Below are 15,751 nucleotides of genomic sequence, written 5' to 3' on the forward strand. Positions count from 1 at the left end.
CGCGCCCGCAATGACTACGTCCAGGGTTTTCGGCTGCGCATCCGCCAGCGTGGCATCGATTCGCTGATCGCCAACTTGCCGCCGGAACTCTACGAGGCCTTTGTCGCCACGCTCGGCCGAGCGCCGGACCGCAACATCCTGCTCGACGAAAATTTCGAGACCTTGGGCGAGGACGCCTGGGGTGGCGGCAACGCACTCGGCGAGGCCGACGACACGCATATCGAAAAGTCGGTGAGCCGCATCACGTTGCGCCAGGTGCTGCTTTCCGGCCTCGACGGCGTCGTGCGCTACGGCAAGGTCTATTCCCGCTACGAAGAGCAGCCGGACGGGTTCGGTGATCGCGCATTTCGAGGACGGCTCGACAATCCATGCCGATGTGTTGGTCGGTGCCGACGGCGCCCGCTCGCGCGTGCGCCAGCAACTGGTGCCGCATGCGCGAAGCTTCGACACCGGCGTCAGGCGCCTGGCCGGCAAGATGACGCTGCATGCCGCAGCCCTACACCAGATCTCGCCGCTGCTGCTTGACTACAATGCCGGCGTCAGACCGACGGAAGGTCACGGGCTGATGGTCACCAGTCATCGGGTCAATGTCGAGGCCTATCGCAAATATGGGCTGATCGGGCTGGACGACGACACCCACAAGGACATTGCCGGTTTCCATTTCAACAACACCACCAGCTATGTCTGGTGGAACACCGCATACGAGAAGGACGAGCTTGCCACGGATGACGCGCTGGCAAAGCTCTCCGGCGCCGAACTGATCGAGTTGCTGATTTCGAAGATCAGCCATTGGCACAAGGAAATCCTCGACCTCATTCGCTACACCGACCCGTCTACGGTGGCGCTGCTGCATGTCCACACCTCAGAGCCTGTCGATCCGTGGCCGACGAAACAGGTGACACTGCTCGGCGATGCCATCCATGCCATGACCTATTTCCGCGCACTCGGCGGCAACACCGCGATCTACGGCGCCGGGCTGCTGGTGCCTGAACTGGTGGCCGCCAGACGCGGCGACAAGCCGCTGCTTGAAGCCCTGTCAGACTATGAGGCGAAAATGCTGAAGCACGGCGCCAATGCGGTGCGGTCTTCGCTGACGGCGATGCAGAAGAATGTCCTTTCAGGCCGCCGTCAAAAGGAAGCCGCCGAATAGCGGCCTCCAAAAATCGCCCGACAGCTCCTGCCCTACGCCGCTTTCACCAGGCTGGCCGACTGGAAGTCATGCAAGAGGATGGCGATCTCGAAGCCGCGGCGCTGCAGCCAGTGCGCCGTTGTCGCCGCGCGGACGCCGAGCAGATCGTCAATCAGCACGACGCGGGCGCCACGCACGGCGATGGTGCGATAGGCGACGCCCAGCAACTGACCGCCCTCCGACGCGATCGATCCCGGAATGTGCGCTTCGGCGAATCCCCCCGGCGTGCGCACGTCAAGCTGGTAGGTCGTGCGCCTCTCGTCCTTCGCCCAGGCTGCGGCCGTCGCCGCATCGATGCGCGGGAAGCTGTCGCCTTCGGCAAGTTTTGCGATGCGCTCCTCGGCGAATCGCTTCGCGTCCTCGCTCGCCGAACCATAGGCAGCAGTCCTGCCGGTTTCGAGCGCAAGGCCGGCCTCGCGCCACGCCTTGGTGCCATCGTGCAGATAAGCAACTTTGTTGGGCACGCCGGCATCGATCAGCGTCTGCGCGCCGATGTGGCGCGCGGCAGGCCGGCGCAGGAGACGATCACCTGCGTGTCCGGCGACGGCACCAGGTCGGCGAAGCGCAGCACCAGCTCAGCACCCGGAACGCTGATGGCGCCCGGTACATGGTCCTTGTCGAATTCCGCCACCGTCCGGCTGTCGAGCACGACCACGTCGGCTTTCTTGGCCTTGAGCGCCGCAAGCTTTGCAACGGTAATGACCGGCGTCCCCTTCTCGTCGCGGATCGCCAGCGAAAAATCGACGCCCGGCGTGTCGAAGGTCGGCAAGCCTTCCACATCGTCCTTCGTCCATTCCGGAATTCCGCCGGCCAGTGCGAACACCTGGCTGCGGCCGCGCTCGGCAAATCGCTCAGCAAGCCGCTCGGCGACGCCGCTGCCGTCATCCGCCAGCACGGTGCGCACCGCCTTGCGCGGGATGAAGCGGTCGATCTCCGCCTCGACCTGTGCTGCGGGCAGATTGGTGGCGAACAGCGGCGAGGCATATCCGACAATCGCGCTGTCTCGGATATCCAGCACCGCAAGTTCCTCGCCATCGGCCAGCCATTGGCGAAACGTCTCCGAATCGATCGTGCTCGCGCTCATGATGCTTTCCTTTCCTGGTGTTCGGTGGCGCGCGGACCGGACGCGCAAGGCCGAGATTCTCGCGCAACGTCCCGCCCTCGTAAGCGGTCCGGAACAGGCCGCGCCGCTGCAGTTCCGGAATGACGAGATCGACGAAATCGGTGAGGCCCGTCGGCAGGATCGGCGGCATGACGTTGAATCCGTCCGCCGCGCCGCCGACGAACCATTCCTCCATCATGTCGGCCACGTCTTTTGGCGTGCCGACGATCTGGAAATGGCCGCGCGCGCCGGCAACGGCGAGATACAATTGCCGGATGGTCAGGTTCCGGCTCGAGGCCAATTCGGAGACGACTTTCAGGCGGCTCTTCACCGCATCGGAACTGCCCAGTTCCGGCAACGGTCCGTCGAGCGGATGGCCGGAAAGATCGACGCCGCCGAGCAATCCGGAAACCAGGGCGACGCCGACCACGGGATCGACCAGGCGTTGGATGGCGTCGAACCTGTCCTCGGCTTGCGCGCGCGTCGGCGCGACGACCGGGAAGACACCGGGCATGATTTTCAGGGAATCGGCAGAGCGGCCAAACGACGCCAGCCGGCCTTTCAGCTCGGCATAAAAACCGCGCGCCGATTGGATGGTCGGATGGGCGGTGAAGACCACTTCCGCCGTCCGCGCCGCCAGATGCTGGCCGGCATCGGAAGAACCCGCCTGGACGATGACGGGATGGCCTTGCGGCGGGCGGGCGACGTTGAGCGGCCCTTTGACCCGGAAATGCCGGCCGGCATGGTCAGGGGCATGGATGCCATGCCGGTCGATGGCGATGCCCGAAGCCTTGTCGGCGACGAAAGCATCGTCGTCCCAGCTGTCCCACAGCTTCTGCGCCACGGCGACGAACTCCTCGGCGCGGTCATAGCGGTCGGCATGAACGGGATGCTGGTCGCGGCTGAAATTCGCCGCCGCCGGCGCATCGGCCGAGGTGACGACATTCCAGCCTGTCCTGCCGCCGCTCAGGTGGTCGATCGAGGCAAACAGCCGCGCCAGGTGGAAAGGTTCCCAATAGGTGGTCGAAGCGGTGGCCACCAGCCCGATCCGTTGCGTGATGGTCGAGAGCGCCGACAGCAGCGTCAGCGGCTCGAAATGCACGACATGGCCGGTGCGCTCGAAAGTCTCGATCGGCTGCTCGCCATTGCGCGCACTGAGGCTGTCGGCAAGGAAGACCATGTCGAAGAGACCGCGCTCGGCGGTGCGCGCGGCCTCTGCGTAGTGCTGAAAGCTCAGGCCCGGATTGGCGGGGACATCAGGATGGCGCCAGGCAGCGACATGATGTCCAGGGCCGCGGATGAAGGCTCCAAGCTTTATCTTTCGATCTTCAGTCATTGGGGCTCTTCGGGGGCGTTTCTCGGGCTGGTCGCAAAGGCCTTTCATCTCTAACGCCTGCCAGACCCGCTGAGCGAAAGAATGCCTTTCGCCAGCTGGCAATTATTGTTTTTTGACATCGGGTTATGGGACAGCACGATGGTCGCTGCCGGGGTGATGGGCTAGAGCCACGGACCGCCGGCGTCGTAAGGGTCCTTGATGCTTCATACTTCTTCCTCCCCGCGTTCGATCCCTCGTTCAATCATCATTGTAGGCGGCGGCTTTGCCGGCGCGGTTACCGCGATCAAGCTGCTTGACCGTTCGACCGAACCACTGGCGATCACCATCATCGAGCGCCGGGCGGAGCTCGGTCGCGGCGTTGCCTACAGCACCGTCGATCCACAACATCTGGTCAACGGCGCGGCGCGCATCTTCTCGCTGCATCCGGACGATTCCGATCACCTCGTTCGCTGGCTCGTGGCGAATGGGCCTGAGCATGGCTGGACGCCGCCCGAAGATGTCCCGGACTCCAGCCCGCCGCGTTGGCTATTCGGCAGCTATGTCCAGTCCGAACTGACGAGAGCCGTCAGAGAAGCGGACGGGCGTTCCTCGCTGCGCCACGTCAAGGCGTCCGCCATCGACATGCTGACCGGTCCATCGGGTGTCTGCGTCGGCACCAGCGATGGCCAGCAATTGCCGGCCGACGAGGCGGTGCTGGCAACCGGAGTGTTCCAGAGCGAGCCATCCGCCACGGAAGCAGCCATCGTCAGCGATCCCCGCCATGTCGCCAATCCCTGGGATCCGGCGGCACTCGACCGGCTAGCCGGCAGCAAGGAACTGCTGCTGATCGGGTCCAGCCTGAGCATGGTCGACGTCGTCGCCAGCATGGAAGCGCGCGGCTTCGAGGGCAGCTACCGTGTCGTGTCGCGGCGGGGACAGATTGTCGAGCCACGGCGCAACACCGAGGCATGGCGCGACTTTCTCGCCGAGCGTCCGTTGCCGAAAACCACCAGGGCGCTTCTCGTACTGGTCAAGGCCGAACGCCGGGCAATCGAAGCCACCGGCCTGGACTGGCAAGGACTGCCGCTGACGATCCGGCCATGGATCCTGGCTCTGTGGCAAGGCGCTACCGACAGGGAGCGTCTAAAGTTCACACGCCATCTGCGCGCCTTCTGGGACGTCACCGCGCACCGGGCGGCGCCGCCGAGCTTTGAGCGCGTTGCGCTGGCGCGAAGCCAAGGCCGATGGGTGGGTGGAGCTGGACGGGTGCTGGCACTCCATCCGCAGGCCGACGGCATTGCCGCTGAGATCCGCTGGCGCGATAGCGGCGCGGTCGAACGGCTGCGTTTCGATGGTGTCGTCAACTGCCGCGGCCATCAGGAGCATGACTGGCGGCGGGTCGCCGATCCATTCGTCCAAAGCCTGCTCGATAACGGCATCGTCAGGCCGCATGCGACCGGCTTCGGCATCGACGCGACGCATGGCGGCCAAGTGATTGCCGGTAACGGCAAGACCCACGGCAATCTGTTTGCCGTCGGCCATCCGCTGCGCGGCGTTGCCTGGGAATCGAGTTCCATCAGTGAACAGCTGGCGCAGGCCATCGCCCTGGCTGGCCTTCTGGTCGGCGCCAGCCCAAGGCTGCGTGCTCTGGCCTGAGATTGCAGCCCCACAAATGACAGAAACGAAAAAGGGCCGCATCGACATGCGGCCCTTTTCTTTTCGGTCATCCGCTGGTTCAGGCGTTCGGATCGATATAGGCGTCGGCGAAACTGGCCGACAGGCCTTCCGCACCCGGCGCGTAGTTCTTGACGGTTTTGCGGGCGATGATGATGGTCGGCGATGCGATCAAATTGATGATCGGCAACTCGTCGGCGATGATCTCCTGGAACCTGAAGAACAGCTGCTTGCGTTTGGCTTCGTCGAGCTCGACGGAAGCGGCTTCCAGCAGTCGGTCGACCTCAGGGTTCTCGTAGTGCGCGCCGTTCGAGAACGGCAGCCCGATCTTGATGTTCTTCGACCAGTAGAGCCGCTGTGCGCCGGCGCTCGGGTCAAAGATGTTGCCGCAGGATTCCGTCGACAGGTCCCAGGTCCGGTCGGTGTAGATGGTTTTGACATAGGTGCCGAAGTCGAATTTCTGGATCTCGGCGTCGATGCCGATCTTCGCCAACGCCTGTTTGAGGAAGTCGGCATAGCCCCACGGGTTATACGGGTTGTTGGTGAGCCTGAGCTTGAAGCGGATGCCGTCCGCTCCCCGCTTGAAGCCCGCCTCGTCGAGCAGTTTTTCCGACAGCGCCGTATCGACGGTCGCGGCCTTCACATCGGGATCGAAATACTTCTTGTTGACGACACTGATCGGCGTCGGCGACACCTGCCCATAGCCGTAGAACACGATGGCATTCACCGCGTCGAGGTCGATCGCGTGCGCGATTGCCTGACGGACTTTCTTCTCCTTCAGGATCGGGTTTTCGAGGTTGATGATCAGCTGGTGCAGCGGGCCGCTATAGGCGAAGACCGTGCTGTCGACGACGAATTGCGGCAGCGCCTTGAAACGCTCCAGATCGGCGAACGCCACCGGGTTCGGCCCGATGTCGACCTCGCCCGTCTCCAGCGCTGCGGCACGCGCGCCGGGATCGGTGATGAAGCGGAAGATGATCCGGTCGAGATAGGGTTTGGGCGCATCCCAATAGGTCGGATTCTTTTCGACGATGATGTGGCTGCCCTTCACCCATTCCTTCAGCACGAACGGTCCGCTGCCGATGATCTGCTCGAAAGACGGATCGTCGGCCGGCTTCAGCTTCTCGTAGATGTGCTTGGGCACGACAGGCGATTCCGTCGCGGCCAGGCCAGAGATCAGCGCGGCGGACGGTTTCGACAATTTGATCTTCACGACATGCGGGTCCGACGTGTCGATGTCGGTGACATTCTGGAAGGTGATGCGCCCGCGCGGATGGGCTTCGCGCAGCCGCGAGATCGAAAAGGCCACGTCCTGCGATGTCAGGTCGTGGCCATCGCTGAATTTCACCCCCTCGCGCAGCTTGAAGACATATTCGAGCCCGTCGTCGCTGATCGACCATTCGGTGGCCAGTTGCGGCCTTGGATTGAGGTCGTAGTCGTAAGCGAGTAGGCCGTCGAAAATCTTCGGGCCGATGGTGGCCGGCCCGCCGGCGCTGGTGTTGATGGAAACGATCTGGTTGGGCTCGGGATAGTAGACGAAGTTGAGCGTGCCGCCGGCCACCGGCTTTGCGTCTTGCGCGAAGGCCCCGGCGGGAAGCGCGGTACTCGCGCCGGCCAGCAGCAGGAACTGATTGAATAGGCGTCGGTTGATGGTCATGGTCGGTACTCCGCGTTTGCGCGATTTGTCTTTCATGGAGAAAAGTCGGATCGGCGGCTTCACGCGCCAATCCCAGAAAAAGGAGATCCAAATGCTTATGCGTTTGGCGCGAGCCAGATCTGCGCGAAGCTGTTGTTGATGCCCTGGGCGCCGGGCGCGAAATCCCGGACCTTCTTGTTGGCGACGATCTGGGCGCCGGCGGCGACGAGATCGACCGACACCACGTCGTCATGGATGATGTGCTGGAATTTGTACCAGAGCTCGCGCCGCTTGGTCTCGTCAGGCTCGATCGCGGCGGCTTCAAGGATCTGGTCGACCTCGGGGTTTGCATAGTGGCTGGCGTTGGAGAAAACGAGGCCGATCTTGAAGTTCTTCGACCAGTAGGCGCGCTGCACGCCGAGCGTCGGATCGAAGGTGTTCGACAGCGATTCGATGACCAAATCCCAGGCGCGGTCGGTGTAAACCGTCTTCAGGAACGTCGACAGATCGAGCTTCAGTATCTCGGCATCGATACCGACCGCTGCCAGCGACTGCTTGATGAAGTCGGCATAGGACGCCGGCAGGAACGCGTTGTAGGCGAGCCGGAGCTTGAAGCGCTTGCCGTCTGCGCCGCGCTTATAGCCGGCATCGTCGAGCAGTTTCTCCGCTAGTTTGGGGTCGGGCTCACGCGCCTTGATGCTCGGGTCGTACCATTTGGGCAGTGCGGTGCTGATTGGGCTTGGCGATACCTGGGCGTAGCCGTAGAGCGCGATGTCGACCAGCTTCTGCAGGTCGATCGCATGGGCAATGGCCAGGCGCACCTCGCGCTTGGTCAGGATTTCATTTTCATAGTTGAAGAACAATTGCTGCTGCGGGCCAGAATAGGCGTAGGTGTTGGTGTCGACGACCAGAGCGGGGTTTGCCTTCAGCCGCTCGATATCGGCCAGCGGCACGGGATTGGCGCCGATGTCGATCTCACCGGTTTCAAGAGCCGCCGAGCGCGCAGCCGGATCGAGGATGACATGCAGGACGACACGGTCGAGATAGGGCCTCGGCGCGTCCCAATAGTCTGGGTTGCGATCGAAGATCAGATGGCTGCCGGGCACCCATTCCTTGAGCACGAAGGGACCGGTGCCGATCGTCTGCTCCAGCTTGGGCTGTTCCGCCGGCTTGAACGTTTCGTAGACATGCTTCGGCACGATCGGCGATTCCGAACTGCTCAGCGCCGTGATCAGATAGGGCGCCGGTTTCGACAGCACGATGATGGCGGTGTGCGGATCGGGCGTCTCAACCGCCGTGACATTCTGGTAGGTGATGCGGCCGCGCGGATGCGCCTCCTTCAGCCGCAAGATGGTGAAGGCAACATCTTGTGAGGTGAAGTCCTTGCCGTCATGCCATCTGACGCCCTGGCGCAGCTTGAAGGTGTAGCGCAGGCCGTCATCGCTGATCGACCACTCGGTCGCCAGCAGCGGTTTCGGGCTGAGGTCATAGGCGAAATCAAGCAGGCCTTCATTGACCTTGGGACCGATGGCCTGGCCGGTGCCTGAAGAGGTGTTGATGGCAATCAGCGACGTGGGGTCGGGATAGTAGGCCCAGTTGAGCGTGCCGCCCTGGACCGGCGTGCCTTCGGCGGCAAAGGAAAGACCGGGCAATGCGAAGCTCGCACCGCCAAGCAGCAACAGCTGGTTGAAATGACGACGATTGACAGACATGGTCTTGGGCTCCGGAAAACGGATTGCATCCGGCGGCCGAACGCATTTCGGCGCCTCGACGCAATGATCCCCGTGGCGCCGCAAAACCGGAAGAATGATTTTCTATCGTCTGCCGAAAGCGCCGCTTCGCACGACGGTTTCATTCCAGGACCCGGCTTTGGATCCGGCGAGGCTCGTCGCCGCCCAAATCAGCATCCCGACCTTATTCTACAAGAATAGTAGACATTGCGATTTCTTAGATTTCCGTTCCTGCTGGCGCGACGCTGCGGCAAACGAAATTTTCCCCTGCGTGCTTTGGCGCAAAGCCCGCCCTCGTCGCGCCGGGCCTGAACGTGTTGAATGCGCCTCATGGTTGATTTCATTCGTGCGAAAACAAGGAAGCTGCGACCGACGCTGGCGAGACTTCCGCCGCTGACCTCGCTTCGCGCTTTTGTCGCAACCGCCCGCCATTTGAGCTTTACGCGGGCGGCGGAAGAGCTCCACGTCACGCCCGCCGCTATCGGCCAGCAGATCCGCCTGCTCGAGGATCACCTCGGGCAACCACTGTTCCAGCGCAACCGCGGCGAGCTTCTGCTGACTTCGGCCGGCCAGGCGCTGATGCCTGGTCTCACCGAGGCTTTCGACGTCGTTGTCGAATCGGTCGCACGCATTTCCGGCGACGAGGAAGATGCACCGATCAAGGTGTCGGTCGCGCCCTCTTTTGCCAGCAAATGGCTGATCCCGCGCCTCGACGCGCTGCGCGATGCGGTGCCCGGCCTCGAAGTGCTGGTCGATGCATCGACCAGGCTTGCCGATTTTGCCAGCGAAGACGTCGACTGTGTCATCCGCTACGGCTCGGGCGCCTATAGCGGCCTCGTCACCGAACGGCTGTTTTCGGAAGCGGTGCTGCCTGTCTGCAGCCCGGAATTTGCCCGTACGCACGGCCTCTACCGCGGGCCGGAGGGGCTGCGTAACGCGCCGATCCTGCATGAGGAAGGACCAGAACGCGATCCTAGCTGCCCGGACTGGAAGGGCTGGCTGCGATCCAATGGCCTGTCTGGCCGGCTTGTCGAAGGTGGCATACGGCTTAGCCAGTCGTCGCTGGTGCTCGATGCCGCTGTGGCCGGCAAGGGCATCGGTCTCGGCAAATTCCGACTGGCCGAGCCTGACCTTGCCGCAGGGCGGCTGGTCAGTCCGTTCGGCTCGCCGCAGCCGGTCGAGTTTTCCTATTATTTCGCGACCACGCCGCACAAGGCGAAGCTGGCGACGGTCGAGCGCTTCCATGGTTGGCTGAAGGCCGAGGCGCGGCGGCTTGGGGCTCTCGACTTCACGCCGCCAGTGCCGCTGCCGGCCCGCATCGCCATCGTCGCTGCGGAATAGTCTCACCTCGGTCTCGCGAGCAGGCGCGCGCGCCTATTTTAGCTTGAAGCCCAGCGCTTTGAGCACTTCGCCCAGGCGATCACGGCCTTTCAGCGCCGCCGTGCTGCCGATGCGGTTCGACATCAGCTCGGTCCAGTCGACCTCAGGCATCGACTGCTCCTGCTGGAAGGTGCGAAGCGTCTGGTTGTAGGCTGCGAGATCGTCCGGATGCGGAGCTGACTGGTAGCGCTCACGGTGCAGAACCACTGTCTGTGGCAGTCTGGGCTTGATGTCAGTCGCGGCCAGGAGATCGGGACAGCCGACGGTCAAGCCGAACATCGCGACGGTTTCCGGCGGCAGGCCGAGTTCGCGCGCCACCTCCTGCGGATGATTGCGCATGGCGCCGATGTAGCAGGAGCCGAGCCCGAGCGCATCGATCGCCACCACGGCATTTTGTGCTGCAAGTGCGGCGTCTATCACGGCCAGCAGAAAACTCTCCTGATAGTCGAGCCCCTCGCCCGCCCGGCCATTTGCCTTGGCAATGGTACGCAGCCGCGACAGATCGGCCAGCCAGATCAGCAGCAGCGGCGCCTGCTCGATATGGCGATTGATCGCCGCCAGTCCGGCAAGCCGCGCCTTGCGCGCCGGATCCTCGACGGCGACGACACTCCACGCCTGGAGATTGGAAGAAGTTGGCGCGGACTGGGCGGCAGCGACGATCAGTTCCAGCGTGCCTTCAGGCAGCGGCCTGGCCAGATAGTTGCGGACCGAGCGATGCGAAAGGATCGCCTCGAGGGCTTCGTTCCAGTTTCCGGTATGCGCGCTTTGCGGCGCTCGATAACGCCGCCGTAGCGCCGCTTCACCGCGTAGGTCAGCGTCGGAAGGGCGGATGCTGAAGGCGGCCGGCTGTGACATCGTCTTCCCTATTTGCCAATCTGGCTTATTCGGCTACCCGGCACGTGGCATGCCGATTGATTGAAGCGGCACCGGTCACATCAGAATGGCATTGGATGCGCCCTGTACGCCTCGCCGATCCGTGCCAGTATGTCCGGCGACAGTGCGACCGAGGCTGCATCGAGCGCATGGTCCAGTTGTTCCACGCTGGTCGCCCCGACGATGGGGACAACGGGAAATGGGCGAGACCGGACGAAAGCGACTGCCATCGTCACAGGGTGGATGCCGGCCTCCCGGGCGATCGAAATATAGGCGTCGACCGCCGGCCACACCCTCGGCGTGCAACGGCCGCCGAGATCGCCATTGAGCGCGCGACGCGATCCTTCGGGCGAGTAGTCGGGCCGGTATTTGCCGCTGAGCAGACCCGCTCCCGCAGGCGAATAGGCAAGCAGCGTTACCCCCTCGTTCACGGCAAGCTCCGCGAGGTCCGTATCGTAGTAGCGGCAGAGCAGCGAATATTCGTTCTGGATCGTCAGCGGGCGAGGACCGACATCGTCATCGGCCAAGCGCAGCCACTGCGCGATGCCCCATGTCGTTTCGTTCGACAGCCCGAAATGCCTGATCTTGCCTTCATTGCGAAGCGCGGCGAGCGTTTCCAGGCATTCGGCCATGCCGGCCACAGTCTCAGCCTTCACCTGTCCGGACGGATCGAAGCTCCAGACCCGGCGAAAATGGTAGTGACTTCGGTTGGGTACGTGGAGTTGGTACAGATCGATGTAGTCCGTCCTCAACCGGCGCAGTGAATTTTCAACCGCGGTCCGCAGCGTCTCGGCGTTGATCTTCGCGCCGCCGCGCACGACGTCCTGGCCGAGACCCGACACTTTGGTGGCAATTACCAAATCGTCACGGCGGCTTTTCGGCGCGAGCCAGCTTCCAATGTAGCTTTCGGTTCGACCGACGGAGTCTTCTCGAACCGGATTGACAGGATAGACCTCTGCTGTGTCGATGAAATTCACGCCACGCTCGACCGCACGATCAAGCTGTGCGTGCGCCTCGGCCTCGGTGTTCTGACGACCCCAGGTCATTGATCCCAGGCAGATCGAACTCACATGCGGGCCTTCCGGACCCAAAATCGTTCTCTTCATCCAAACCGTTCCCTGCACACGCTTCACTCGCCGGCACTTGCCGGTTCAAGAAGCGCGGCTTGGGCCCCATTGCGCAAAAGCGGAAGCAACTGATCGCCCTGCCGCTTGATCTCGGAAAGATACGGTGTGTCCGAGAGCACGAAGTGCGTGATGCCCAGATCCCGGTACCTGCCGAGCGCGCGGGCGACGTCGGCGGCCGAGCCGACCAGCCAGGTGGTGCCGGCGCCGCCGCCGCCGTATTTGCCCGGCGCAGTGTAGAGGTTGTCGTCCAGGACCTCGCCGCGCGCGTGCAGATCGAGCAGACGCCGCTGGCCCACCGCTACCGCCCGACCGTGATCGTTCCAGCCGGCGCCCTTGCCCTTGGCCATCTCGTCAACCTTCGCCTCGGCGTCCGCCCAGGCCTGCTCAGTGGTGTCGCGGACCAGCGTGGTAACCCGCAACCCGAATTCCAGAGGCGGGAGGTCTCGGTCGAGTTCCCTGCTCAAGGCTTTGAGCCGCTCGATCCGCTCCCGGACGCCGTCGAGCGGCTCTCCCCAGAAGAGCTGCACATCCGCCTCCCTGGCCGACACCCGCTCGGCCGCCTCCGACGCACCGCCGAAGTAGAGCTTGGGATGGCGACGATCGCAACGGACAGGGATGCGGGGCATGACGGTAGACCCTGTGACCTGGAAGTGCTCGCCGGCAAAGGTCACGTTCTCTCCGGACCAAAGTTTGCGAACCAGCCGCATGAACTCTCTGGTGCGGGCATAGCGATGTATCTGGTCGCCTTCGCTGTCGCCATACGCAGCGAGGTTGTCCTTGCCCGACACTATGTTGATACGCACGCGACCGGCAGTCAGCTGATCGAGCGTGGCTACGGCTGATGCGAAGTGCGCCGGCCGCCAGTAACCCGGGCGGATCGCGATGAGCGGCTCGAAGGAGGTGGTTCGGGCGGCGAGTGCGGCCGCGACGGTAAACGTGTCGGGCCGACCCCAGCCGGTACCGATCAGCGCGCCCTTCCAGCCGTGGTCCTCAAGCGCCTTCGCGTGGCTGGTCAGTGTGTCCAGGCTGTTGTGGTCCACGGCGGCCGGCTCGCCACGGTGACCGGGATCGACCTGGTTCGGTATGTACCAGAGAAATTCGGGATCAGCGCTCATTGTCAGGCCTGTATTTTTGTCGGGCATGGAGGTCGATGACAGGACTTTCAGCTCCGTTGTCGTTTGATGATCGTTCAATGGGTGGCCCCGAGCAACCCTGGCGCCTTGTGCGGCTGCGGCGCAAAACGACTTTCGGGCCGGACAAGGCCGAGATGGTCTCGCAGCGTGCGCCCTTCATAGTCCGTGCGGAACAGGCCTCGCCGGCGCAGGATCGGCACCACCGTATCGACAAAGACCTCCAGTCCGGTCGGCAGCACGTCCGGCATCAGGTTGAAGCCGTCGACGGCGCCGGCGACAAACCATCTTTCGATATCGTCGGCGATCTGCTCCGGCGTGCCGACGATGGTGCGGTGGCCGGTGCTGCCGTTCAGCGCCCGGATCAGCTGGCGAACCGTGAAATCGTTGCTGCGCGCGAGCGCGAGTGTGGCCTTGAAGAAGGTGTGGCCGCCATTGGGGGGCAGTTGAATCCCTTCTGGCAGCTTCTCGTCGAGCTTCAGCCGCTCGCGATCGATGCCGAGCACGCCGGACAGCCGCCCAAGGCTGTAGTCGAGCGGGATGCGATCCCACAGCTCTTCTTGCCGCCGCTCCGCTTCCCCCTCGGTGCTGCCGATGATGGTGGCCAGGCCGGCAAGGTTGAGCGGCACGCCGCCGGTGCGGCCGTAAATCTGGGCGCGTGTCTTCAGCTCTTGTGCATAGGAAAGCGCTTCTTCGAGGGATTGAGAGGCCGAGAAGACGGCTTCGGCGTGGCGTGCGGCGAGGTCCTTGCCGTCATCGGAACCGCCGGCCTGGACGACCACCGGATGTCCTTGCGGCGAACGCGGCACATTGTGCGGCCCATGCACCGAAAAATGCGCGCCCTTGTGGTCGATGGCGTGAACCTTGGCGGCATCGACGAAGCGCCCGCTGGCGACGTCGCCGATGAAGGCATCGTCCTCCCAACTGTCCCACAATGCCTTGACGATGTCAGCGAATTCCGCCGCCCGCTCGTAGCGCCGGCCATGATCGATGGCACCGCTGAGGCCGAAATTGCGGGCCGAGGCGGGATCGGCCGTGGTGACGATGTTCCAGCCGATGCGCCCGCCGCTGACATGGTCGAGGGTCGCGAAGCGTCTGGCGATGTTATACGGCTCGTTGAAGCTGGTTGAAGCGGTGGCGATCAGCCCGATGCGCTCGGTTGCGGCGGCTACCGTCGCCAGCACGATGGTCGGCTCCAGCGACGTGATCGGACGATAGTCGATGCGGTCCGATATCGCCGCCTGGTCGGCAAGGAATACGGCGTCGAGCTTGGCGCGCTCTGCGATCTTCGCCACCTGCACATAGTGGTCGACGGTGAAGGCGGCATAGGGGGCGACGCCGTCCATCCGCCAGGCCGCCGGCGAGAAGCCGGCATGCAGGATGTTGACGTTGAGATGGAGCTGCCGGCCGCTCATCGAAAGACGCCGGGCTCGGGATAAGCGCCGGTCAGATACCAGGTGCCGACGGTGCGGGTCTTGTATTCGGCAGGGTTGTGCAAGGTGTGAATGCGTGCGTTGCGCCAGAAGCGGTCGAAGCCGTATTTGCGCACTGCGGAGCGGGCACCCATCACCTCGAATATCTCGGTCGTGACTTCGAGCGCGACATCGCCTGCCAGCACATTGGCCGCGGCGACGGCAACCGCCGCCTCGCCGCGTTCTTGCTCGGTCAGCGCCTTGCCGCGGGCGATCGCATGATCGATCGCCGCCGCCGCGCGATCGGCCAGCACCGTTGCCGCTCGCGTCTTGACCCAGAGCTCGCCATATTGCCGCTTGATCCACGGATCGTCGATATGGCGCTCGACGCCGGAATACATCCACGGCCGCGAACTGTTGAGCGTGTAGTCCCGCGCCGCCAGCAGCGCGCCCTGGGCCGTGCCGATGAAGACATTGAGCAACACGCTTTGCTGCTGCAGCGGGCCGATGGTGCGGATCGGCAGCGAGGCGTCGACCCAGCCGCGCACCAGTTCGCTGTCGTGGATCCTGACATCCTTGTAGGCGACCTTGCCGCTGCCGGTCTGCGTCTGGCCGATGCCGTCCCAGTCGTCGAGAATGCTGATGCCGTCGCGATCCGCGGGGATTGCCGCGAATTTCCTCTCGCCGCTGATCTCGTCTTCCCACGAGGTCGAAAGATAATCGGCCACATGCGAGCCGGAGGCGAAGGGTTTGAAACCATTGACGATCGTCCACTCGCCATCCTTGCGACCGAACAGCGTTTTGGAAAAGCTGTTGCCGGTGTTGCCCCAGAACCAGTCGCCGGCAGCCGAACGCCGCAGCAGATCGGCCGAACGCGGCTCGTCCGAATTGAGCCTGGCGGCGATCAATGCGCTGAAATGGTAGCCGTAGATGTGGCCGATCGAGCCGTCGACCTTGGCGAACTCGCGGCCGATCTTCAGCGCCGTCGAATAGGGTTCGCCGGCGCCGCCGAATTCCTTGGGGATGACGATTGTGAGCAGGCCGCTTTCCTTGAGCAGGCGTATCTGTTCGCTCGGCCTGCCACCAAGCTGGTCGCGCTCGACCGCGTCGCGGGCAAAGATGTCGCGCAGCTCGACCGCCTTGGCGATCCATGGATTGGAGGTATCGGGATCGAAGGTCATGC

General features: G+C 63.6%; 13 protein-coding genes. 3 read left to right on the forward strand and 10 right to left on the reverse strand.

What is annotated here, in order from left to right; genetic code table 11:
- The first annotated feature begins 334 nt into the window (after positions 1–334).
- Positions 335–1,150: an FAD-dependent oxidoreductase gene (locus tag NKH71_RS25560; RefSeq protein ID WP_352790233.1), complete on the forward strand. Its 816-nt coding sequence runs from the start codon at positions 335–337 to the stop codon at positions 1,148–1,150.
- A gap of 32 nt (positions 1,151–1,182) precedes the next feature.
- Here the strand turns inward: NKH71_RS25560 and NKH71_RS25565 are convergent, their stop codons facing one another.
- The 3 genes from NKH71_RS25565 to NKH71_RS25575 are packed head-to-tail and all read right to left on the reverse strand — an operon-like array spanning position 1,183 to position 3,627.
- Positions 1,183–1,653: a rhodanese-like domain-containing protein gene (locus NKH71_RS25565; protein ID WP_352895403.1), complete on the reverse strand. Its 471-nt coding sequence runs from the start codon at positions 1,651–1,653 to the stop codon at positions 1,183–1,185.
- Positions 1,654–1,664: 11 nt separating this feature from the next.
- Positions 1,665–2,093, reverse strand: a complete 429-nt coding sequence (locus NKH71_RS25570; protein ID WP_352895411.1) for a rhodanese-like domain-containing protein — start codon at positions 2,091–2,093, stop codon at positions 1,665–1,667.
- Positions 2,071–3,627 carry an LLM class flavin-dependent oxidoreductase gene (locus tag NKH71_RS25575; protein WP_352895404.1) on the reverse strand — a complete coding sequence of 519 codons (1,557 nt, stop codon included), beginning with the start codon at positions 3,625–3,627 and terminating at the stop codon, positions 2,071–2,073. Before NKH71_RS25575 ends, NKH71_RS25570 begins: the two co-directional genes overlap by 23 nt.
- 198 nt (positions 3,628–3,825) lie before the next feature.
- Here NKH71_RS25575 and NKH71_RS25580 point away from each other — a divergent pair, with 198 nt between their 5' ends.
- The gene (locus NKH71_RS25580) at positions 3,826–5,262 is read left to right on the forward strand and encodes an FAD/NAD(P)-binding protein (protein WP_352790225.1); all 1,437 of its coding nucleotides are present in this window, start codon (positions 3,826–3,828) and stop codon (positions 5,260–5,262) included.
- Between the two features lie 79 nt (positions 5,263–5,341).
- Here the strand turns inward: NKH71_RS25580 and NKH71_RS25585 are convergent, their stop codons facing one another.
- Together NKH71_RS25585 and NKH71_RS25590 are read right to left on the reverse strand one after the other, a co-directional pair.
- Positions 5,342–6,937 (reverse strand): ABC transporter substrate-binding protein, encoded by a 1,596-nt coding sequence (locus NKH71_RS25585; protein WP_352790222.1) that lies wholly within the window; start codon positions 6,935–6,937, stop codon positions 5,342–5,344.
- A gap of 95 nt (positions 6,938–7,032) precedes the next feature.
- The gene (locus NKH71_RS25590) at positions 7,033–8,628 is read right to left on the reverse strand and encodes an ABC transporter substrate-binding protein (RefSeq protein ID WP_023717665.1); all 1,596 of its coding nucleotides are present in this window, start codon (positions 8,626–8,628) and stop codon (positions 7,033–7,035) included.
- Between the two features lie 348 nt (positions 8,629–8,976).
- Here NKH71_RS25590 and gcvA point away from each other — a divergent pair, with 348 nt between their 5' ends.
- Positions 8,977–9,987, forward strand: coding sequence for a transcriptional regulator GcvA (gcvA, locus tag NKH71_RS25595; RefSeq protein WP_352482616.1), 1,011 nt, complete (start codon positions 8,977–8,979; stop codon positions 9,985–9,987).
- Positions 9,988–10,020: 33 nt separating this feature from the next.
- On the opposite strand, the gene NKH71_RS25600 is transcribed toward gcvA, so the two are convergent.
- From NKH71_RS25600 to NKH71_RS25620, 5 genes are all read right to left on the reverse strand, one after another.
- The gene (locus NKH71_RS25600; RefSeq protein ID WP_352895405.1) at positions 10,021–10,881 is read right to left on the reverse strand and encodes an NADPH-dependent oxidoreductase; all 861 of its coding nucleotides are present in this window, start codon (positions 10,879–10,881) and stop codon (positions 10,021–10,023) included.
- An 80-nt stretch (positions 10,882–10,961) separates the two neighbouring features.
- Complete coding sequence (locus tag NKH71_RS25605; protein WP_023717667.1) at positions 10,962–12,005, reverse strand: aldo/keto reductase; 1,044 nt, start codon at positions 12,003–12,005, stop codon at positions 10,962–10,964.
- Positions 12,006–12,028: 23 nt separating this feature from the next.
- Entirely contained in the window at positions 12,029–13,141 is a 1,113-nt protein-coding gene (locus NKH71_RS25610; RefSeq protein WP_023717668.1) for an LLM class flavin-dependent oxidoreductase, read from the reverse strand.
- 74 nt (positions 13,142–13,215) lie between these two features.
- Positions 13,216–14,571: an LLM class flavin-dependent oxidoreductase gene (locus NKH71_RS25615; protein WP_352790216.1), complete on the reverse strand. Its 1,356-nt coding sequence runs from the start codon at positions 14,569–14,571 to the stop codon at positions 13,216–13,218.
- A complete protein-coding gene (locus NKH71_RS25620) occupies positions 14,568–15,749 on the reverse strand; it encodes an acyl-CoA dehydrogenase family protein (protein ID WP_352790214.1) in 1,182 nt (393 codons plus the stop codon). Before NKH71_RS25620 ends, NKH71_RS25615 begins: the two co-directional genes overlap by 4 nt.
- Positions 15,750–15,751: the final 2 nt, after the last annotated feature.

The sequence above is a fragment of the Mesorhizobium sp. M0983 genome, assembly GCF_040318975.1.
Lineage (GTDB): Bacteria > Pseudomonadota > Alphaproteobacteria > Rhizobiales > Rhizobiaceae > Mesorhizobium.